This is a genomic window from Erwinia aphidicola (genome assembly GCF_024169515.1).
GTDB lineage: Bacteria > Pseudomonadota > Gammaproteobacteria > Enterobacterales > Enterobacteriaceae > Erwinia > Erwinia aphidicola.
This window is the reverse complement of sequence record NZ_JAMKCQ010000001.1, coordinates 4,172,447-4,193,229: the sequence shown is the minus strand read 5'-3', so window position 1 is coordinate 4,193,229 and position 20,783 is coordinate 4,172,447. Positions and strand designations below refer to the sequence as shown.

The following is a 20,783-nucleotide window of genomic DNA, read 5'->3' as shown; positions in this document are numbered from 1 at the left end:
CAATCCGCTCATCAATCGCCGCCGCTGACCTGCAGCTCACCGAATGGAAAATCATGACGCAAGAACAGCTAAGTAAAACCGAACGCATCATCCTGACCCTGGGCGAGGAGATCGTTTCGGGCAAATATGTTCCCGGCGGCGCGCTGCCTGCCGAAGCCGAGCTGTGCGAACGCTTTACCACCTCGCGCAATATTATTCGCGAGGTGTTTCGCTCACTGATGGCGAAACGCCTGATGGAGATGAAGCGCTATCGCGGCGCGTTCGTCACCCTGCGCAACCAGTGGAACTATCTCGACAGCGACGTGCTGCGCTGGTCGCTGGCGCATGATGACGACCCGCGCCTGATCGCCGCCATGAACGAAGTGCGCGTGCTGGTAGAGCCGCAAATTGCGCGCTGGTCGGCGGAGCGCGCCACCTCCAGCGATCTGGCGAATATCGAGATGGCCTGGAACGAGATGGTGGCGAACCGCCGCGATCGCGATGCCTTTAACCAGGCGGATATTCGCTACCACGAAGCGGTGATGGCCTCGGTGCATAACCCGGTGCTGCAACAGCTTAACGTTGCGATTGGCGAGCTGCAAAAAGCGGTGTTTGACCGCACCTTTATGCCGGACGAAGCCAATATGCCGCGTACGCTGGAGGAGCATAAAGCTCTGCTGGATGCCATTCGCCATCAGGATGCCGATGCCGCTGAGCAGGCGGCGAAAACCATGATTGCCAGCTCAACGGGGCGCCTTAAGGAGATAATGTGAACAGCTATATCGCCATCGACTGGGGATCCACCAATTTACGCGCGTGGCACTATCAGCAGGGCGCATGTGTCGAACAGCGCCGCTCAGAGGCGGGCGTCACGCGCCTTAACGGGCGCAGCTGCGCGGAAGTGTTTGCCGAAGTGACCGCCGGCTGGCCGGTGGATGCCGTGCCAGTGGTGATGGCCGGGATGGTCGGCAGCAACGCGGGCTGGCAGCCGGTGCCGTACCTCAGCTGCCCGGTGCGCTTAAGCGACATTGCCGCTCGCCTGACCCGCGTCGATAACCGTGCCTGGGTGGTGCCCGGGCTGAGCGTAGAGCGGGAGGATAACGCCAACGTCATGCGCGGTGAAGAGACGCAGCTGCTGGGCGCACATCAGCTGGCCCCGGCGGACGTTTACGTGATGCCCGGCACCCATGCCAAGTGGGTGCAGGCCGAAGCGGAGCAGATTATCGATTTTCGTACCGTGATGACCGGTGAGCTGCACCACCTGCTGTTAACGCAGTCGCTGGTGGGGGCGGGGCTGCCTGAGCAGCGTGAGGATCGCGCCGCTTTTCGCGACGGGCTGGCGGTAGGCAGCAGCGACCGCTCCATTCTCTCCCGGCTGTTTGAAGTGCGTGCGGCACACGTGCTGGGGGTGCGTGACCGGGCGACGATTAGCGATTTTCTCTCCGGGCTGTTAATTGGCCACGAAGCGGCGCTGATGGCCGGGCAGTACGCGTTGAAGGCCGGGCGTCCGGTGACGATTATAGCCGGGGAGGCGCTGGCGCAACGCTATCAGCAGGCGCTGCGTTTTGTCGGCCTCAATACACAAACGCTGGCGGGCGATAGCGCCTTCCAGCATGGGATAAGGAGCATAGCCAATGAGCTGGCAGACTAAATTACCGTTAATCGCCATTTTACGCGGCATCCGTCCGCAGGAAGCGCAGGAGCATATTGCCGCGCTGATCGCCGCAGGGTTCGACGCCATCGAGATCCCACTTAACTCCCCGGAGTGGGCGGTCAGCATTAGCGAAGCCGTGAAGAACTTCGGCGATAAAGCACTGATCGGTGCTGGAACGGTACTGAAAGTGGAGCAGGTTGAGCAGCTGGCGCAGATCAAAAGCCAGCTGGTGGTGACGCCAAATACCAACGCCAAGGTGATCCGCCGGGCGGTCGATTGCGGGATGGTGGTGGCAGCCGGGTGCGCGACCGCGACCGAAGCGTTTACCGCGCTGGAAGCCGGTGCGCAAACCCTGAAAATCTTCCCGTCCTCCGCCTTTGGCCCTGACTATATCAAAGCCCTGAAGGCGGTGCTGCCTGCCGACGTTCCGGTGTTTGCCGTCGGCGGCGTGACTCCGGAAAACTTAAAAGATTTTATGGCGGCGGGCTGCATTGGCGCCGGGCTGGGCAGCGATCTCTACCGCGCCGGGCAGCCGCTGGCGCGCACCGTTGAACAGGCTCAGGCATTTATTCACGCTTATAAGGACGCGTTACGATGAAAATTACCAAACTGACGACTTACCGCCTACCGCCGCGCTGGATGTTCCTCAAAATTGAAACTGACGAAGGCGTATTCGGTTGGGGCGAGCCGGTAATAGAAGGGGGGGCACGCAGCGTGGAAGCGGCGGTGCACGAGATGTCACACTATCTGATCGGCCAGGATCCGGCGCGCATCAACGATCTCTGGCAGGTCATGTATCGCGGCGGCTTCTATCGCGGTGGCCCAACCCTGATGAGCGCCATTGCGGGCATCGACCAGGCGCTGTGGGATATTAAGGGCAAAGTGCTCGGCGTCCCGGTCTATCAGCTGCTGGGCGGGCTGGTGCGCGACAGCATCAAAGCCTACAGCTGGGTCGGCGGCGACCGCCCGGCAGATGCCATCGCAGGGATCAAAAAGCTGCGCACCATCGGCTTCGACACCTTTAAGCTGAACGGCTGTGAAGAGATGGGCATTATCGATAACTCGCGTAAGATCGATACCGCCGTCAATACCGTGGCGCAGATCCGTGAAGCGTTCGGCAGTGAGATTGAGTTCGGCCTCGACTTCCACGGCCGCGTCAGTGCGCCAATGGCGAAAGTGCTGATCAAAGAGCTGGAGCCGTATCGTCCGCTGTTTATCGAAGAGCCGGTGCTGGCAGAGCAGGCGGAGTACTATCCGAAACTGGCGGCACAAACCCATATTCCGCTTGCCGCCGGTGAGCGCATGTTCTCGCGCTTCGAGTTTAAACGCGTGCTGGAAGCGGGCGGTCTCGCTATCCTGCAACCCGATCTCTCCCACGCGGGCGGCATTACCGAGTGCTATAAAATTGCCGCGATGGCTGAATCTTACGATGTGGCGCTGGCGCCGCACTGCCCGCTGGGACCGATTGCGCTGGCAGCCTGCCTGCACGTCGATTTTGTCTCGCGCAATGCGGTATTCCAGGAGCAGAGTATGGGCATCCATTATAATAAAGGCGCCGAACTTCTCGACTACGTGATTAATAAAGACGACTTTAAAATGGATGGCGGTCATTTCTATCCGTTAAATAAACCCGGCCTCGGCGTAGAAATAAACGAAGAGCTGGTGATTGAGCGCAGTAAAAATGCCCCGGACTGGCGTAATCCATTGTGGCGTTTCGCGGATGGTTCCGTGGCGGAATGGTAAATATCCTTCATTCTTCGAGCCGCAGATGCGTTGGCTTCACCCGCTCACCGCAGTCACATAGCTTACTATGCTGCTGGAGACTCACGGGCTTGCCGCCTTCCTGCTGCTCGAATTATTTTGGATATTAATTAAGAGTGCACAGCCATTAACGATATTAGTGGCAAAGTGTACCGTTCCATTTATATGGCAATTTTTTATCAAATTATTAGAAAGATAAACCTCTCACCGGGCGGGTAAATCTCGCCCTGAAACCCTACGGAGCCCTATTATGGACATCTCTGACGTTAATACCAGGCCTACGCGTCGGCGTTATTTAACCCTGCTGATGATTTTTATTACCGTGGTGATTTGCTATGTCGACCGCGCCAACCTGGCGGTGGCCTCGGCACATATTCAGGAAGAGTTTGGCATAAGCAAAGCGCAGATGGGCTACGTCTTCTCGGCCTTTGCATGGCTGTATACCCTGTGCCAGATTCCCGGCGGCTGGTTCCTTGACCGCGTCGGTTCGCGCCTGACCTATTTCATCGCCATCTTCGGCTGGTCGGTGGCGACGCTGCTGCAAGGCTTTGCCAGCGGATTAATGTCGCTGATTGGCCTGCGCGCGATTACCGGTATCTTTGAAGCGCCGGCGTTCCCGACCAATAATCGCCTGGTGACCAGCTGGTTCCCGGAGCAGGAGCGTGCTTCGGCCGTGGGTTTTTACACTTCAGGGCAGTTTGTCGGCCTGGCATTTCTGACGCCGCTGCTGATCTGGATCCAGGAGATACTGAGCTGGCACTGGGTGTTTATCATTACCGGCGGCATCGGCATTATCTGGTCATTTGTCTGGATCAAAGTCTACCAGGCTCCGCGCAAAAGCCAGGGTATCAACCAGGCCGAGCTGGAGTACATTCGCGACGGCGGGGCGATGATCGACGGCGATGCCCCCTCAGAGAAGAAAAACCGCGTTAAAATGACGGCGGCTGACTGGAAGCTGGTGTTCCACCGCAAGCTGTGCGGCGTTTACCTCGGGCAGTTTGCCGTGACCTCGACGCTGTGGTTTTTCCTCACCTGGTTCCCTAACTATTTGACCCAGGAGAAACATATTGCGGCACTTACCGCTGGCTTTATGACGACCGTGCCGTTCCTCGCTGCCTTTTTCGGGGTGATCCTCTCCGGCATTGTCGCCGACCGTCTGGTGCGCAGCGGCCGCTCGTTGGGCTTTGCGCGTAAAACGCCGATCATCTGCGGGCTGCTGATCTCCACCTGCATTATGGGCGCCAACTACACCAACGATCCGGTTTGGATCATGGTACTGATGGCGGTGGCGTTCTTCGGCAACGGCTTTGCTTCAATCACCTGGTCGCTGGTCTCTTCGCTGGCGCCGGTGCGTCTGATTGGTTTAACCGGTGGGGTATTCAACTTTATTGGCGGGCTGGGTGGCATCACCGTGCCGCTGGTGGTGGGCTATCTGGCGCAGGATTATGGCTTCTCCCCGGCGCTGATCTATATCTCGGTGGTGGCGCTGATTGGTGCGCTCTCCTACATCCTGCTGGTCGGTGACGTGAAGCGCGTCGGTTAATTGCGATACGGTAAACAACGGGTCGGGCGTGCCCGTCCCCTACGGTTGTAGCATCACGGAAAACAATGGGTCGGGCGTGCCCGATCCCTACGGTTGCAGCATCACGGAAAACAGCGGGTCGGGGATGCCTGACGCCTGTCGATAGCAGCATCACGTAAAACAACGGGTTGGGCGTGCCCGCCCCCCATGGTAGCAGCATCCGGGTTCAGGTAGGGGTCAGGCATGCCTGACCCGCTGTGGTGTTATTCGGCCGGTTTCACGTGCTGGTCAATATGGCCAAGGTCACGCTCGGGGAAGCAGACGGCGCGCAGGCGGCGTTTGATCTCGGCGGCATCGGGAAAACCGTTATCAGTTTTGCGGTCCCAGATTATCTGGTCGTGGATCGCAATCTGGTAAACACCTCCGGTGCCGGGTATCAGCGTAACCGAGCCAAGGTCGGTGCTAAAGGTGTGCAGCAGCTCCTGCGCCATCCAGCTGGCGCGCAGCATCCAGTTGCACTGGGAGCAGTAGGTGATAGTGACAGCAGGCAGAGTTTTCATTATTCATCTCCTCACAATAGGGGCGGCACTACTTTCCTGCGCCAGCCATAAACATTCTTACCGCACAGGCGGTCATCTCGCTGACCCGCTTCACGCTTAGCGGCGGCGCGTTGCGCTGATAAATGCGGATCTCAATTTCTGCAGTCAGCAGGGCGAGGAACTGCAGCGCGCGGATCTGCGGGTCGCCCATGCGCAGCACGCCGCTGTCCATCGCGCTGGAGAACAGTCGCGCCAGCCGTTCAATGCTCTCACGCGGCCCTGATTCATAAAACAGCATCCCCATCTCCGAATGACCGGCTTCAGCCACCACCATGCGGTATACCGCCAGCGCGGTGTTGTTGGTGGTCATCACCTGCAGCATCTGCTCACCGAACAGCTGCAGCTTCTCGGTCAGCGACAGGCCTTTGCTGACGGAGGTATCCAGCGCACAGGCGGCGTCGGTCAGGTGCTGCGTCGCATAGGTGCGGATCACCGCGCTAAACAGCTCCTCTTTCGAGGGGAAATAGTTATACAGCGTGGTTTTCGAGCCACCCAGCCGCTTCGCCAGCTCATTCATTGAGGCGCGTTCATACCCCATTTCCTGGAAGAGCTGAGCGGCAGCTTCCACAATCGCCTCACGGCGGGCTTCCGTTTTGACTTTCATCGCACCTCCCGCGAAAAATAAACCCGAGTGTACATTTTATTGACAAAAAAATCCTGCCAGGGCATAAATAAACCGTACAGTACGGTACATATATGAGGTTTAATGATGATTAACCAGCACCGGGGATTTCGCACCACACTGATTCTGCTCTCACTGGCGTTAGCCGGCTGTGCAGGCACCCAGCCGTCGCGCTATGCGGGGCTAGCTTCCGCTGAGCAACTGCAGGCAAACAGCGGCGATGATGCTTATCGCCAGCCCTGGCGCACCGCGCGTCAGGTCGACTGGAGCAAATATACCGAGGTGACGATCGATCCTGTCATCGTTTATCAGGGGGCCGACAACCAGTTTGGCGATATGGACAGTGCCGACCGTCAGGAGCTGGCCAGCTACTTGCAGCAAAGGGTGCAGCAGGCGCTGAAAGGGCGCTTTAGCTTTACGCAGCAGCCTTCGCCGCGGGCAATACGCATCCGGCTGACGCTAACCGGAGCCGAAACGACTACGCCGGTGCTGGGCACCTTCACCAAGTTTGATCTGGCGGGCGGGCCTTACAATATCGTCCAGGCCGTACGCGGCCGCGAAGGGCTGATGAACGGGTCCGCCAGCTACGCGGTGGAGATTTATCAGGCGGATAATCAGCAGCTGCTGGCGGCGTACGTCACTAAGCAGTATCCGAACGCGATGAACGTCGGGGCAAGTTTTGGTTCACTCTCTGCGGCAAAAACCGGCATTGATAAGGGGGCAGACCAGCTGCTGGCGATGTTGAAATAACCCCGCGCCCACACCAGGAAAAGACAAGGCGGCCACAGAGCCGCCAGTTTTCCAAATGCTCATTCCTGCACACCTTTCCCCGATTTCTTCTTTGTCCTTACGATACGGCTTTGATATTGCTGTGGTTTAACTCTGACACAGCATAGGTTAGCCGCAATGGAAATTTACTGGTATCTCACCGCCCCTGATGGCCCTCAGCCGTGGAACGCCGCCGGCAGCTATAACATCGATTATGCCTGGTTCCAGCGGGTGGCGCGCGGTATTGACCGTCTGGGTTTTCACGGTGCGCTGCTGGCGACGGGGGCGCACGATCCGTGGATTATCGGTGCATCGCTGATCTCTGCCACCGAGCGCATGAAGTTTCTGATTGCCATCCAGCCAGGGCTGATCTCCCCGACGCTGCTGGCGAAAATGGCAGTAACCTTTAACCAGTTCTCGAAAGGGAGGGTGCTGCTGAACGTGGTGAGCGGTGATAAAAATACCCTTGGCGCCTACGGTATGCACCTGGAACACGACCAGCGTTATGCGCTGAGCGATGAGTTTCTTACCGTGCTGAAACCGCTGCTGGCCGGGCAGTCGGTGGATTTCCATGGCGACCATCTTGATATCGACAAGGCGAAGCTGGCGTTGGGCAACGGCGGCTATCCGCCTCCGGCACTGTGGTTTGGCGGCTCATCTGAAGCGGCGCAGGACGTCGCGGCTAAGCATATTGATACCTATCTCTCCTGGGGAGAAACCCCGCCGCAGGCCGCAGAGAAAATCGCGACGGTGAAGCAGCGGGCGGCAGCTTACCAGCGCACGCTACGCTTTGGCATTCGCCTGTATGTCATCGTGCGCGACAGCGACGAGGCCGCATGGCAGGCGGTAGACGAGCTGTATCAGTCGATGGATGAGCAGGCGATCGCTGCCCGCCGGGCGCTGGCGGCGGGGTCGGACTCCGTCGGCCAGGCACGCATGAGCGCGCTGCACAATGACGCCCGCCCCGACGACCCGCGCGAGCTGGAGATCTACCCCGGGCTGTGGGCGGGCATCGGTCTGGTGCGTCCGGGTCCGGGCACGGCGATTGTCGGCAGCCCGCAAACGGTGGAACGCACGCTGAAAGCTTATCAGCAGGCTGGCGTCGAGGTGTTTATTCTCTCCGGCTTCCCGCTGCTGGAGGAGGCCGAGCGCTTCAGCGAGCTGGTGCTGCCGCGCCTGCAGCTGGACGACAATGCGGTCACGGCAGCGGCGGACGAGGCGGGCAATACCTTTACCTGGAGCAATCTGTGGGACCGCCCGATTAGCCAGACGGAGGAGCGCTGATGAGCTTACGTATCGGCAGCCATCCCAATAACCTCTCGCTGTTTATTCTGCGCCAGCGCGGCGTGCTGGAAGCGGCGATAAGCGGCGTGCGCTGGGTGGACTATCTGCACGGCGGCGACAGCGCGGCGATGCTGACCGACCGGCGGCTGGACGTGGCGGGGACCGGCTCAACCCCGCCGATCTACGCCCAGGGTAACGGTCTGGATGTGGCCTATCTCGCTGCCTCTCCCGATCGTGCCGCCAACTGTGCGCTGTTGGCGATGAAGGAGGGCGCCAGGCAAAGCGTGCGCGACCTGCGCGGCGCGCGCATTGCCTGTATGAAAGGCTCGTTTACCGACCATTTTCTCGCCCGCCTGCTGCTCCGGCAGCAGCTGACGCTGGGTGACGTCACGCTGGTGGACCTCAACGGCAGCGATGCCGCGCGTGCGCTGCGCGAAGGGCGGGTGGATCTGTGGGCCGCTATCGATCCCTGGCTAACTGCCGCCCGGGATGCTAAAAAGGTGCGCTGTCTCTCTCAGGTCGGCGAGGTGATCCGCAATCGTTCGCTGTTCTGGTGCCGCGCCAGCTGGCTCAGCCAGCATCCGCAGCAGGCAACGCAGCTGCTGGAAGTGCTCAGCGATAATGACCGCTGGATTGCTGAAAACAGCCTGCAGGCGGCCAGACTGCTGCATCAGCATCTGCCGGGTGCGCTGAGCGAAAGCCACTGGCTGGCAACCCTTCGCGCCCGCCCGTGGGGCATTCAGCGCGTTGCACCAGCCCTGCTGGCGGAGCAGCAGCAGCAGGCCGACGATCTGCTGGCCGCCGGATTTATCACCCAGCCGTTGACGATTGGCGTTGCGGCAGAATACGGAGTACAGGCATGAAGAAGGGAGTGCTGCGCGTGCTGGTTGCCGCGGCGTTAGGCATCACGCTGGCGGCTCAGGCTGCCGACCCGGTCACGCTGCGGATTGGCTTTTTACGTGCGCCGACCGACCTGGCGCTGGCGCGGGAAAACGGCAGCCTGGAAAAGGCGCTGGCCGCGCATAACGTTAAATTGCAGTGGTCGGGGACGTTCTCCTCAGCCGCGCCCGCCTATGAAGCGATGAACGCCGGGTCGATCGATATCACCACCGGCAGCTCAACCGCGTTTGTCACCGCCATCTCTGCCGGGCTGCCGCTGGTGTTCTTCGGCTATCAGGCGATGTCGCCCGATGGCGAAGGCATTGTGGTCCGTAAAGAGTCGCCGCTGAAAACGCTGGCCGACCTGCGCGGGAAAAAGGTGGCGGTGAATAAGGGCGGCACCGGGGAGTATCTGCTGTCGCGCGCGCTGCAAAGCGCCGGGATGAAAGAGAGCGACGTGCAGAAAGAGTACCTGACGCCGACCGACAGCGGCAGCGCCTTTGTCGGCGGCCATGTTGATGCGTGGGCCGTATGGGACCCGTTCCTGTCGCTGGCGCGCCAGAGCTACGATGGCCGCCTGCTGACCAACGGCAAACAGCTTGGCTCGGAAAATGCGGTGGGCTATTTTGTCACCACCTCGTTTTATCAGCAGCACCCGGAAGTGGTGAAGATATTCTGGGAGGTGATGAAGCAGCAGAATGCCTGGGCGAAGCAGCACCCGCATGAGGCCGGGAAAATCTGGGCGCAGCAGATGGGGCGCCTCGGGGACGGGCTGGGCGACCAGCTGGGCGCAGTGAATACCGTGCCGCTCTCCCCGGTCGGCGCAGCGCAGCGCCAGCATATTCAGCACGTTGCCGAGTGGTATCTGCAGCAGGGGCTGATCAAAGCCATCCCGGATATCAACGCCCATTCCGTAGAGCTGTAAAGCGAAGCGACCGGAAAAAATGGTCGCGACCAGGGGTTTATGGCAATGTAGGGGCGGACCATTTGTTGCGGTCCGCCCTTAAATAATCTGCTGTATCAACCGTACGGAGCCTGGCGCATGACACGTATGACGGCAAAAGATTTCCCCCCCGAACTACTCGAGTATTTCGATTTCTACGTCCACGGCAAAATCAGCAAGCGCGAATTCCTTGATATCGCGGCGAAATTTGTCGTTGGTGGTCTGTCGGCCGCCGCGCTCGGCACATTGCTGACGCCCAATTATGCTTATGCTCAGCAGGTGGAGTTCACCGATCCTGACATTCTCGCGGAATATATTCACTATCCGTCACCGCAGGGGCACGGCAGCGTAAAAGGCTACCTGGTGCGCCCGGCCAACGCCAGTGGCAAGGTGCCGGGCGTGGTGGTGGTGCATGAAAACCGTGGCCTGAATCCGTATATCGAAGATGTGGCGCGCCGCGTGGCCAAGGCCGGATTTATCGCGCTGGCCCCGGACGGCTTAAGTTCGGTCGGCGGCTATCCCGGTAATGACGAGAAGGGGCGCGAGCTGCAGCAGCAGATCGACCCGACTAAGTTGATGAACGACTTTTTCGCCGCGATTGAATTTCTGATGCAGCATCAACCCGGCAGCGGCAAAGTGGGCATTACCGGCTTCTGCTACGGCGGCGGGGTGGCCAATGCTGCAGCTGTCGCCTATCCCGAGCTGGCGGCGGCCGTGCCGTTTTATGGCCGTCAGCCTAAAACGGAAGACGTGGCGAAGATTAAAGCGCCGCTGCTGCTGCACTATGCCGAGCTGGATACGCGCATCACCGAAGGCTGGCCGCCTTACGAAGCGGCGCTGAAAGAGCATCATAAGATTTACGAGGGCTACGTGTACAAAGGGGTCAACCACGGCTTCCATAACGACTCAACTCCGCGTTATGACAAAGCCGCCGCTGACCTGGCGTGGGAAAGAACGATAGCGTGGTTTAATCAGTATCTGGTTTAAAGTTGGCGCGCGCCCCGCAGGTGGGCCACGCCGTTTCGGTGCGGCGCTGATAACGACAGATAGCCTGCGATATATATTCAGCAGAATGTGCAAAACCGTACCATAGTATGACACTGGTTTTTATCAATCTGTCCGCTGCCGTGGCGGCGGACAGAGCAAAAGTGATTAAGAGGGAGTCATTGATGACAACGGTTTTCATTATTGGTGGTGCTGGCAAGGTCGGCCTGCGTCTGTCTCACCTCCTTTCGGATAGCGGACATGCGGTTCGCGCACTGTACCGTAAACCTGAACAGGAACAGGAAATACAACGGCAGGGAGCCGAGCCGGTCAGAGGCAACCTGACCGGGCTTGATGCCCCGGCCCTGGCAGCGCTAATGAAAGGCAGTGAGGTGGTGGTCTTTACGGCGGGTGCCGGTGGCAAAGGTGGGCAGGAGACGACCAACGCGGTAGATGGCGAAGGGTTGAAAACTGCAGTCGCTGCCGCTATCCAGGCAGGGGTGCCGCGTTTTCTGCTGGTCTCTGCTTTCCCGGAGGCCGGGCGAGGAAAAACGGCTTCGGAAAACTTCGAAAACTACATGCGTGTGAAAAAAATGGCCGATGTTGCGCTGGCTGAGAGTGAACTGGACTGGGTGATATTGAGGCCTGGCACGCTGGTGGATGGCAAGGGCACCGGCCTTATCCATGCCGGACTTGCCATCCCCTATGGCGACATTACCCGTGATGATGTGGCGGCGACGTTAGCAGAAATTATCCGTCAGCCCGACGTTAGCCGCGTCATCATCGAGCTCACCGCCGGTGAGCAGCCCGTGCGTGAAGCCATCAGCAAGATAGTCGCTCTCTGACACAGGGCCCCCTTTTCTGCTGTACCGGGTCGACCACAACAGCGGTCGACCGCTACGGCCGTTTCAGGAAGGATCGCGGTATGTAAACCACGCCGCTTCACGTAGGGGCCGACCCTCTTTTTCGGTCGGCCCGTCAGGGCAGAGGGGGATAACGCAACGCATCAATCATGCGGGCAAACGCCGAGGTGTGCTGTTTGCGGCTCGGGTAATAGAGGTAATAACCGGGAAACGGTTCGCTCCAGTCGGTGAGCACGCGCTCCAGCTCCCCACGGGCGATCTGTTCGCTAACCCTGTCTTCCGGTACGAACGCCAGCCCCATCCCCTCAACCGCTGCTTCAATACGCGGCTCCAGGTTATTAAATATCAGCTGGCCCTCCACGCGCACGCGTATCTCCCGATCGCCTTTTTTAAACTCCCAGGCATATAAACCGCCCATCGTCGGCAGGCGCATATTAATACAGCTGTGCTGCTGCAGATCCTGTGGAACCTGCGGCCGACCGTGGCGGGCGAAATAGTCCGGCGAGCCGACCACCGCCATGCTCCAGTCCGGGCCGATGCGTACCGCAATCATATCCTTCGCCACGGATTCCCCCAGCCTGACACCAGCGTCAAAGCGCCCGCTCACGATATCGGTCAGCGTATTGTCGACAATAATCTCCACTTTGACGTCCGGGTACTGTTTGATAAACGGCTTCAGTGACGGCCAGATCGCCGATTTCACCGCATGTTCCCCGGCGGTGAGGCGAATATTGCCGGCCGGTTTATCACGCATTTCGGTAATGGCGATCAGCTCGGATTCAATTTCCGTCAGGCGCGGGCCGATAGCGTTGATCAGCTGTTCGCCCGCTTCGGTCGGGGCCACGCTGCGCGTGGTGCGCGTTAATAAGCGCAGCGCCAGCCGCTCTTCCAGCGCCCGGATCGAGTGGCTGAGCGCCGACTGTGAAACGCCCAGCTTGGCCGCAGCCTTGGTAAAACTGCGTTCCCGCGCCACCACCATCAGAGAGATGAGATCGTTGAAATTGTCTTTTAACACGCTGGCCTCACAGGTAATCGCTTTGCTGGTTTGGAAGGGGGCAGACATGCCTGTTCCTGTGGCATACCCGATCGGTCACTTATGCGAAAAATTCAACAGTTCAGGCATAAGTCGGCGAGAACCGTGACGTTTATCGCCACGCGTGGCGGCGATTAATGAATGAGTCTCATAACGATATGTATTATCGGCGGGCTAATCAAGCGTAACTTTCGTTGATACTCTTTGCCCTTAAGCTGCATTAACCCTGCAAATCTTATCTTCCCTACCGCCGTACGGCGGGATTTCGGAGGGGCCTATGGACCGACAGCAAGAGATCGTTAATACCCTGGTTGAATGGATTGAAGGCAATATCAGCCGCCCGTTAAAGATAGACGAAGTGGCTGAAAAAGCGGGATATTCCAAGTGGCATCTGCAACGGATGTTTCATCGCATTATGGATAAAAGCATGGGCGACTATATTCGCGACCGCAAAATGGAACTGGCCGCGAACGATCTGCTGGATGGTAACGATACGGTGATCGCTATTTCACTGAAATATGGTTACGACTCGCAGCAGTCGTTTACCCGCAGTTTTGCCCGCAAATACCGGGTTCCGCCTGCGACTTTTCGCCGCATGAATAATTTAAACCGATAAGACACACCTTCCCGAACGTCTCTGGAGAGAAAAATAATGAAACAACGTTGGGCACTGACCCCAACGGCGGCGCTGTGCGCGCTGCTGTTAAGCGGCTGCGACAACTCACCGCCTGCCACGGCGGCCGCCAGCACGCCTGAAGTCAAGGTTATCACGCTGAAAACGGAGGCACTCAACGTCACGCGTGACCTGCCTGGGCGCACGCTGGCATTTCGCATCGCGCAGGTGCGCCCGCAGGTATCAGGGATCATCCAGCGCCGCCTGTTTACCGAGGGGGTAGAGGTCAAAGCGGGCGAGGCGCTGTACCGCATCGATCCGGCTCCTTATCTTGCCGCATTGGGCAGTGCCAAAGGGGCCCAGGCGCAGGCCGCTGCGCAGGCCAGCATTGCCGCCACTACGCTGCGCCGCTATCAGCCGCTGCTTGGAACGCGCTACATCAGCCAGCAGGATTATGACCAGGCGCGGGCCAGCGCTCAGCAAACGCGGGCGGCGCTCCAGGCAGCGCAGGCCACGGTGCAAAGTGCGCAGATAAATCTGGCGTACAGCACGGTGAAGGCACCGATAGATGGGCGCATTGGCGCTTCCTCGGTCACCGAAGGCGCGCTGGTTTCCGACGGGCAGAGCGATGCGCTGGCAACTATTCAGCAGCTCGACCCGATCTACGTCGACGTTACCCAGTCGGGTGACGACTTTATGCGGCTGAAAGAGCAGCTGGCGTCCGGCAGGCTGCAGCAGGTGAACGGCAAGGCCCGCGTAACGCTGCTGCTGGCTAACGGAGCAACCTATGCCCAGCCCGGTACGCTGGCATTCTCGGACGTCACCGTCGACCAGACCACCGGCTCCATCACGCTGCGCGCCATTATCCCCAATCCACAGCATCAGCTGTTGCCGGGGATGTTTGTCAGGGCGCGGCTGGAGGAGGGCGTCAATACCACCGCGCTGCTGGTGCCGCAGCAGGCCATCAGCCGTAACCCGCGCGGGGATGCCACCACGTTGGTGGTCGGTGCCGATAACAAGGTCTCGTTACGCAATGTGATAACCGACCAGGCCGTCGGTGACCGCTGGCTGATCCGCTCTGGTTTGCAGGCGGGTGAAAAAGTGATCGTCTCCGGTCTGCAGCGCGCACAGCCCGGCATGACGGTCAAACCAAGCGAAATTACCGGCGACAGCAACGCGCCCGCTGGCCCTTCTCCCGTTACTTCTTAATTCCAGGAAAGCTCACTGATGTCCAGATTTTTTATTGACCGGCCGATATTCGCCTGGGTGATTGCCATTGTGGTGATGCTGGCGGGCGCGATTGCCGTCGTCAACCTGCCGGTCGCGCAGTATCCTGACGTAGCCCCGACCGCCATCCAGATCCGCGTCAGCTATCCGGGTGCCGATGCCACAACCTTGCAGAACAGTGTCACTCAGGTGATTGAGCAGAATATGAACGGGCTGGACGGCCTGATGTATATGTCCTCAACCAGCGACTCCTCCGGCACCCTGCAACTGACGCTGTCGTTTAAAAGCGGCACCGATGCCGACATCGCCCAGGTTCAGGTGCAGAACAAGCTGCAGCTCGCCACGCCGCTGCTGCCGCAGGAGGTCCAGCAGCAGGGGATCACGGTGCGTAAATCCTCCAGCACCTTCTTCCTGGTGGCAGGCTTCGTTGACGATAACGGCAGGATGTCGCAGGAAGATATCTCCGATTACGTTGGCTCAAACATCAAAGATCCGCTCAGCCGCCTTGACGGGGTCGGTGACACCACGCTGTTTGGGTCGCAGTACGCGATGCGCATCTGGCTCGACCCGAACAAGCTGAACAACGTGCAGCTGACGCCGGTCGACGTGATCGGCATGATTGAAACCCAGAATGCGCAGGTGGCCGCCGGACAGCTGGGCGGTGCGCCGCCGATGCCGGGGCAGCAGTTAAACGCCTCGATTATTGCGCAGACGCGCCTGACCTCGCCGGAAGAGTTCGGCAACATTTTGCTGAAAGTGAACGGCGACGGTTCGCAGGTCAGGCTGCACGACGTGGCGCGCATTGAGCGCGGCGGAGAAAACTATCAGTTTGTGGTGAAGATCAACGGTAAACCGGCGTCAGCGCTGGGTATCCAGCTGGCCAGCGGGGCCAACGCGCTGGATACTGCCAATATTATCCGCGCCAAACTGGCGGAGATGAAGCCCTATTTCCCGGCTGGGATGCGCGTGGTCTATCCGTATGACACCACGCCGTTTATCACTATCTCCATCAGCGAAGTGGTGAAAACGCTGTTCGAAGCGATCGTGCTGGTCTTCCTGGTGATGTACCTGTTCCTGCAGAGCCTGCGTGCCACGCTGATCCCGACCATTGCCGTGCCGGTGGTATTGCTGGGCACCTTCGGCATCCTCAGCGCCTTTGGCTACTCGATAAACACCCTGACGATGTTCGGCATGGTGCTGGCGATTGGCCTGCTGGTGGATGATGCCATCGTGGTCGTGGAGAACGTCGAGCGGGTGATGGCGGAAGAGGGCCTGTCGCCAAAAGCCGCCACGCGCAAATCGATGGGGCAGATCCAGGGCGCGCTGGTGGGTATCGCCCTGGTGCTCTCGGCGGTATTTGTGCCGATGGCGTTCTTTGGTGGATCGACCGGGGTTATCTACCGCCAGTTCTCTATCACTATCGTCTCGGCGATGGTGCTGTCAGTGCTGGTGGCGCTGATCCTCACTCCGGCGCTGTGCGCTACGCTGCTGAAGCCGCTGCCGAAAGGCGGGCACGTGGCGCATCGTGGTTTCTTCGCTTGGTTTAACCGGCTGTTTGCGCGCAGCACCGACCATTACAGCGATTCGGTATCGCGCCTGCTGAACCGCTCCGGGCGCTATCTGCTGATCTACGCTCTGCTGGTGGCGGGCATGGCGCTGTTGTTCCTGCGCCTGCCGACCTCGTTCCTGCCAAATGAGGACCAGGGCGTGTTCGCCACTCAGGCGATCCTGCCGCCGGGCGCCACGCAGCAGCGCACTCAGCAGGTGCTGGATCGCATTAACGACTACTACCTGAACGACGAAAAGAAAAACGTGGCTAACGTACTGACCGTTAACGGATTCGGCTTTGCCGGGCGCGGGCAAAACGTCGGTATCGCCTTCGTGGGCCTTAAGGACTGGAGCGAGCGTGCGGGCGCGGAGAATAAGGTCGATGCGCTGGTGGCCAGGGCAACGCAAGCGTTTTCCAGCATTATCGACGCGCAGGTGGTGGCCTTTAACCTGCCGCCGATTATCGCGCTGGGTAACGCCACCGGTTTTGACTTTGAGCTGATCGATCAGGGCAACCTCGGCCATGAAAAACTGACCGCTGCGCGCAATCAGCTGCTGGATCTGGTGCGCCAGCACCCGGATATGCTGACGGCAGTGCGGCCTAACGGCATCGATGACAGCCCGCAGTACAAAGTGATTATCGATCAGGAGAAAGCGACCGCGCTCGGCGTTCCGCTGGCAGATATCAACACCACGCTCAGCACCGCCTGGGGCGGCAGCTACGTCAATGACTTTATCGACAGCGGCCGCGTGAAGAAAGTTTACGTGATGAGCGATGCGCCGTATCGCATGATGCCGGGCGACCTCGATAAATGGTTCGTGCGCGCCAGCAACGGCAAAATGGTGCCGTTTGCCAGCTTCTCCAGCGCCAGTTGGGTCTATGGTTCACCACGGCTGGAACGTTATAACGGCCTGCCGGCGGTCGAGATCCTCGGCCAGCCTGCGCCAGGAAAAAGCTCGGGTGAAGCAATGGCAATGATGGAACAGCTGGCCGCGCAGTTGCCAACCGGCATCGGCTTTGACTGGACCGGTATGTCTTACCAGGAGCGAATGACCGGGCAGCAGGCGCCAATGCTGTACGCCATCTCACTGGTGGTGGTGTTCCTGTGCCTGGCGGCGCTGTATGAGAGCTGGTCGATCCCGTTCTCGGTGATGCTGGTGGTGCCGCTCGGTGTACTCGGGGCGCTGCTTGCCACCACGCTGCGCGGGCTGAGCAACGATGTCTACTTTGTGGTCGGGCTGCTGACCACTATCGGGCTGTCGGCGAAAAACGCCATTCTGATTGTCGAGTTCGCCAAAGATCAGATCGAGCAGGAAGGGAAAGGGCTGATTGAAGCCACGCTGGATGCGGTGCGCATGCGTCTGCGCCCGATCCTGATGACCTCGCTGGCGTTTATTCTCGGCGTGCTGCCGCTGGCAATCAGTACCGGTGCGGGTTCTGGCGCACAGAATGCGGTCGGGACAGGGGTGATTGGCGGGATGGTGGCGGCAACGCTGCTGGCTATCTACTTCGTGCCGGTGTTCTTTGTGGTGGTGCGCAGGCGCTTCCCGGCGAAGAAGCTTGAAGAAGAGGAGTGACATGCGCCAGGGGCCGACCCTCTTTTACGGTCGGCCCGTTAGGGTGAATACTAGCCCTGATACTGCTCGTCGCTGACATGTTCCATCCAGTCCACCACTTTGCCATCTTCGGCGGTGTGATAGCCGCCGCTCTAGTTAATATTAGGGCATTCCTGATTAATTACCCTCTCACCAAGTTGGCCAAAAATCGCCCTGACCGCTGAGTGAAACTTACGTAACTGATCTATATGCACTGCGAGAAATGGGCAAGAACGATGAGTTAATGTAAGCTCAACTTGCGCAATACTTTCTATAGCATCTACATCACCATCCTCAACATAGTGTGCGATTAGACTTTCGATTTCCTGCAGCCATTCTCTGCGCTCAGCCAGCAAGTATGGAGCATTAAGATTTAAGAGAGTGATGGTATAGCGTGCTTTATTCTGATCATTAACGTGTCGCGATAGGTCTGGGCTTATCTCCCCAGTTTCAGAGGAATATATAAAATACCCCCTGCAATTTGGGTCTTGTGGGGAGATGAATAACTGTGGGTTAAAAATATTTTTCTTATGATGTCCGGCAAATTTATTGCTATGCGGGAAACGAGTTAAATCTTCAGAATCGAGTGAGCTCAGTAATAAATTATTGTAGTCAAAAGTGCTGGCAGGATAAGAACTCTTAGGTTTCTCATGTTCCAGATGTGAACCCAGATTTTGATGTAGAGAAAAATCAGTCAGATTTATTTCGCTGTAACAGCACAAGCCAAACTGTTCAGTTATTAGTTGTATATGTAACCTGTAGTTAGAATCGGTAAACCGATGCCATCGTCTTCTGGCCTCATCTGCAGTTATTGGTGCACCCTGACTGCATTGAGCACGAAGCTCTTTAGTTGAAAATCCATTTCTTTTTTTGATGTATCTCATTTGCCCAGCAACTCCCTGCGTTTAATTAGCCGGTCTGCTTTCTGCAAGTCCTCATGACCAGTACCGATAATAGGTGGGAGAGCTACTGTTTTACCTGCCGACAAGTCAGGAAGAATAAGAATTTTACTACTTTCAACGGTAGTCAATACTTGAGGGCTATGTGTAGTAACAAAGAATTGAAGTTTGGGGAATGCCTCACTGATATTTTGTAATACGAATTGCTGCCATTGCGGATGGAGATGCATATCTACCTCATCAATTAGCACAATCCCACTGGTTTTTAGTACAGCTTCATTCCCGAAGTGTGGATTAAGTTTGACTGCTCGATAGGCTATATCGGCGATCATTCCGATCATATTACGTACACCATCGCTAAGTGATGATACAGGAACATCGCCTTGAAATTTATGGCTTGCTACAACCTCTTTTGCTTGCGCGCTATAGCGAACATTACTCCAACCTGAGGGTTGAAGAACGACATTGATAGCTTGGTTTACAGCTGCTAACAGGCCTTGACGTAATGTTTTACCTTTAACAACAGCATCTTCCAGGCCAGAATATTCGGCAATTTTCATTCGATGTTCAAAATCAGCTATAGTTTCTCTTCTCAACCATGATGCGAAAGCAGAGTAGCTTGATTCTGGATCAAGGCAATCTTGATACCCATCAAGCCGACTGTCTTTTTTGTTCGCCGGGTTTTTCCCTTCGGTTAGACGTTTTTGCTTCCAGAGCCGCCCAGTGCCGTAAAAACCAAGAAGCGGCAAAGTAACAGAAGTGTTTTTTTTCACATCATCCTGTAAGGCTTGGGCGACTTCCTTTAATTCTTTTACCTGGGAGGTACGCCCTTTGAGCTCTTTTCGCGTTCTGGACCAGTTAAGAGGAAAATTATACTCATCTTGATAGGATTCAACAGAAATTACGACAGGAAACTGCCGCTCCATATTAAATAACGTTGAATCTTCTTGTAAAAATAACCCATCATCAGCCTTAACTATATTCTTGCTCAAACGAATGTCGCTATCGGATATGCCGATATCTTTTCCAGTTTCAAACCCTGCAACAAATTGACCAAAGGCACAGGCTATGGCATCGAGAATTGTTGTTTTACCAAAGCCATTGAGTCCGACCAGGACATTTAAATCGTGGTTGAACGTGCATTCAAACGTTGAGAATGCTCGGTAATTACTCAACTTAAGTTTTTTGATTTTCAAGGGTGGCACTCCAGTAAAACATATTTTCTCACTATACCATTCAGATCAACGTATGTAACCGTGTTGATCTGTCTTGGTTCTGTATGTTTCGTGCCGGTGTTCTTTGTGGTGGTGCCCAGGCGCTTCCCGGTGAAGAAGGTTGAAGAAGAGGAGTGACATGTGCCAGGGGCCGACCATCTTTTTCGGTCGGCCCGTTAGGGTGAATACTAGCCCTGATACTGCTCGTCGCTGACATGTTCCATCCAGTCTACCACTTTGCCATCTTCGGCTTCGGCGATGGCAATATGGGTCATTGCGCTGTCGGCGCTGGCGCCGTGCCAGTGTTTTATCCCGGGACGGATCCACACGTTGTCGCCAGCAGAGATGGCCTGCGCTTCTTTACCCCACTCCTGCACCCAACCCTGGCCCGCCGTCACCAGCAGCGTCTGCCCCAGCGGATGCGTATGCCAGGCGGTGCGTGCGCCCGGGGTAAAGGTCACGGTTGCGCCGCTCAGACGCGCCGGTTCAGTGGTGGCAAACGGGGAAGCAACGGTAACCGCCCCGGTGAAATAGTCTGCCGGTCCGGCAACGGCCGGTTTGCTGTCTTTTTTTGTAATCTCGATCATCGGTTTTAATCCTTAATTGTTGAACACCCCTTCATCATAGGCTATCGCGCACGGCGGATTGAGTGCGTCTGGCTTATAGAAGTGGTGAACTGAACTCATTAATGCGGTGCATTCCTGCCAGCTGCCGCCTCAATCTGGAGTGATTGATGAGTGGAGTTGATAAGCGCATGCGCCTGAGCACTATAGTGTGCTGGCGAGGGCGCGACTA

Annotated in this window: 20 protein-coding genes; 14 read left to right on the top strand and 6 right to left on the bottom strand. The window is 57.7% G+C overall.

Annotation, left to right across the window (positions count from 1 at the left end; all coding sequences use genetic code 11):
* Positions 1-53 precede the first annotated feature (53 nt).
* The 5 genes from J2Y91_RS19670 (at position 54) to J2Y91_RS19650 (ending at position 4,937) form a co-directional block, all read left to right on the top strand.
* The gene (locus J2Y91_RS19670) at positions 54-752 is read left to right on the top strand and encodes a FadR/GntR family transcriptional regulator (protein WP_048918011.1); all 699 of its coding nucleotides are present in this window, start codon (positions 54-56) and stop codon (positions 750-752) included.
* On the top strand, positions 749-1,630 hold the full coding sequence (locus tag J2Y91_RS19665) for a 2-dehydro-3-deoxygalactonokinase (RefSeq protein ID WP_253539200.1): 882 nt from the start codon (positions 749-751) through the stop codon (positions 1,628-1,630). Before J2Y91_RS19670 ends, J2Y91_RS19665 begins: the two co-directional genes overlap by 4 nt.
* The gene (locus J2Y91_RS19660; RefSeq protein WP_253539197.1) at positions 1,614-2,231 is read left to right on the top strand and encodes a 2-dehydro-3-deoxy-6-phosphogalactonate aldolase; all 618 of its coding nucleotides are present in this window, start codon (positions 1,614-1,616) and stop codon (positions 2,229-2,231) included. Before J2Y91_RS19665 ends, J2Y91_RS19660 begins: the two co-directional genes overlap by 17 nt.
* Positions 2,228-3,376, top strand: coding sequence for a galactonate dehydratase (gene dgoD, locus J2Y91_RS19655; protein WP_253539194.1), 1,149 nt, complete (start codon positions 2,228-2,230; stop codon positions 3,374-3,376). The genes J2Y91_RS19660 and dgoD overlap by 4 nt, the downstream gene beginning before the upstream one ends.
* Positions 3,377-3,644: 268 nt before the next feature.
* On the top strand, positions 3,645-4,937 hold the full coding sequence (locus J2Y91_RS19650) for an MFS transporter (RefSeq protein ID WP_048918007.1): 1,293 nt from the start codon (positions 3,645-3,647) through the stop codon (positions 4,935-4,937).
* Between the two features lie 242 nt (positions 4,938-5,179).
* On the opposite strand, the gene J2Y91_RS19645 is transcribed toward J2Y91_RS19650, so the two are convergent.
* On the bottom strand, positions 5,180-5,476 hold the full coding sequence (locus J2Y91_RS19645; protein ID WP_048918006.1) for an Rdx family protein: 297 nt from the start codon (positions 5,474-5,476) through the stop codon (positions 5,180-5,182).
* 28 nt (positions 5,477-5,504) lie between these two features.
* Positions 5,505-6,119, bottom strand: coding sequence for a TetR/AcrR family transcriptional regulator (locus J2Y91_RS19640; protein WP_048918005.1), 615 nt, complete (start codon positions 6,117-6,119; stop codon positions 5,505-5,507).
* Between the two features lie 105 nt (positions 6,120-6,224).
* On the opposite strand from J2Y91_RS19640, the gene J2Y91_RS19635 reads away from it, so the two are divergent.
* The 6 genes from J2Y91_RS19635 to J2Y91_RS19610 all read left to right on the top strand — a co-directional run bounded on the left by J2Y91_RS19635 (position 6,225) and on the right by J2Y91_RS19610 (position 11,840).
* On the top strand, positions 6,225-6,887 hold the full coding sequence (locus J2Y91_RS19635; RefSeq protein ID WP_253539557.1) for a DUF3313 domain-containing protein: 663 nt from the start codon (positions 6,225-6,227) through the stop codon (positions 6,885-6,887).
* A 156-nt stretch (positions 6,888-7,043) separates the two neighbouring features.
* Positions 7,044-8,189 carry an LLM class flavin-dependent oxidoreductase gene (locus tag J2Y91_RS19630; protein WP_253539191.1) on the top strand — a complete coding sequence of 382 codons (1,146 nt, stop codon included), beginning with the start codon at positions 7,044-7,046 and terminating at the stop codon, positions 8,187-8,189.
* Entirely contained in the window at positions 8,189-9,052 is an 864-nt protein-coding gene (locus tag J2Y91_RS19625; RefSeq protein ID WP_253539189.1) for an ABC transporter substrate-binding protein, read from the top strand. Before J2Y91_RS19630 ends, J2Y91_RS19625 begins: the two co-directional genes overlap by 1 nt.
* Positions 9,049-9,993 (top strand): aliphatic sulfonate ABC transporter substrate-binding protein, encoded by a 945-nt coding sequence (locus tag J2Y91_RS19620; protein WP_253539187.1) that lies wholly within the window; start codon positions 9,049-9,051, stop codon positions 9,991-9,993. Before J2Y91_RS19625 ends, J2Y91_RS19620 begins: the two co-directional genes overlap by 4 nt.
* Before the next feature lie 117 nt (positions 9,994-10,110).
* Positions 10,111-10,998 (top strand): YghX family hydrolase, encoded by an 888-nt coding sequence (yghX, locus tag J2Y91_RS19615; protein ID WP_253539185.1) that lies wholly within the window; start codon positions 10,111-10,113, stop codon positions 10,996-10,998.
* Positions 10,999-11,180: 182 nt separating this feature from the next.
* Entirely contained in the window at positions 11,181-11,840 is a 660-nt protein-coding gene (locus J2Y91_RS19610) for an SDR family oxidoreductase (protein ID WP_253539183.1), read from the top strand.
* A gap of 133 nt (positions 11,841-11,973) precedes the next feature.
* On the opposite strand, the gene J2Y91_RS19605 is transcribed toward J2Y91_RS19610, so the two are convergent.
* Positions 11,974-12,873 carry a LysR family transcriptional regulator gene (locus tag J2Y91_RS19605; RefSeq protein ID WP_187499009.1) on the bottom strand — a complete coding sequence of 300 codons (900 nt, stop codon included), beginning with the start codon at positions 12,871-12,873 and terminating at the stop codon, positions 11,974-11,976.
* 295 nt (positions 12,874-13,168) lie between these two features.
* Between J2Y91_RS19605 and J2Y91_RS19600 the strand changes: the two genes are divergently transcribed.
* Genes J2Y91_RS19600 through J2Y91_RS19590 form a run of 3 tightly spaced genes read left to right on the top strand, consistent with a single transcriptional unit; the run spans position 13,169 to position 17,857 of the window.
* Positions 13,169-13,507 (top strand): helix-turn-helix domain-containing protein, encoded by a 339-nt coding sequence (locus J2Y91_RS19600; RefSeq protein ID WP_253539181.1) that lies wholly within the window; start codon positions 13,169-13,171, stop codon positions 13,505-13,507.
* Positions 13,508-13,543: 36 nt separating this feature from the next.
* Positions 13,544-14,713, top strand: coding sequence for an efflux RND transporter periplasmic adaptor subunit (locus J2Y91_RS19595; RefSeq protein ID WP_253539179.1), 1,170 nt, complete (start codon positions 13,544-13,546; stop codon positions 14,711-14,713).
* Between the two features lie 18 nt (positions 14,714-14,731).
* On the top strand, positions 14,732-17,857 hold the full coding sequence (locus J2Y91_RS19590) for an efflux RND transporter permease subunit (RefSeq protein WP_253539178.1): 3,126 nt from the start codon (positions 14,732-14,734) through the stop codon (positions 17,855-17,857).
* A gap of 131 nt (positions 17,858-17,988) precedes the next feature.
* On the opposite strand, the gene J2Y91_RS19585 is transcribed toward J2Y91_RS19590, so the two are convergent.
* The 3 genes from J2Y91_RS19585 to J2Y91_RS19575 all read right to left on the bottom strand — a co-directional run bounded on the left by J2Y91_RS19585 (position 17,989) and on the right by J2Y91_RS19575 (position 20,572).
* Positions 17,989-18,759: a retron system putative HNH endonuclease gene (locus J2Y91_RS19585; protein ID WP_253539176.1), complete on the bottom strand. Its 771-nt coding sequence runs from the start codon at positions 18,757-18,759 to the stop codon at positions 17,989-17,991.
* A complete protein-coding gene (locus J2Y91_RS19580) occupies positions 18,756-19,970 on the bottom strand; it encodes an AAA family ATPase (protein ID WP_253539173.1) in 1,215 nt (404 codons plus the stop codon). The genes J2Y91_RS19585 and J2Y91_RS19580 overlap by 4 nt, the downstream gene beginning before the upstream one ends.
* A 206-nt stretch (positions 19,971-20,176) precedes the next feature.
* Positions 20,177-20,572: a (R)-mandelonitrile lyase gene (locus tag J2Y91_RS19575; RefSeq protein ID WP_253539554.1), complete on the bottom strand. Its 396-nt coding sequence runs from the start codon at positions 20,570-20,572 to the stop codon at positions 20,177-20,179.
* Positions 20,573-20,783 lie beyond the last annotated feature (211 nt).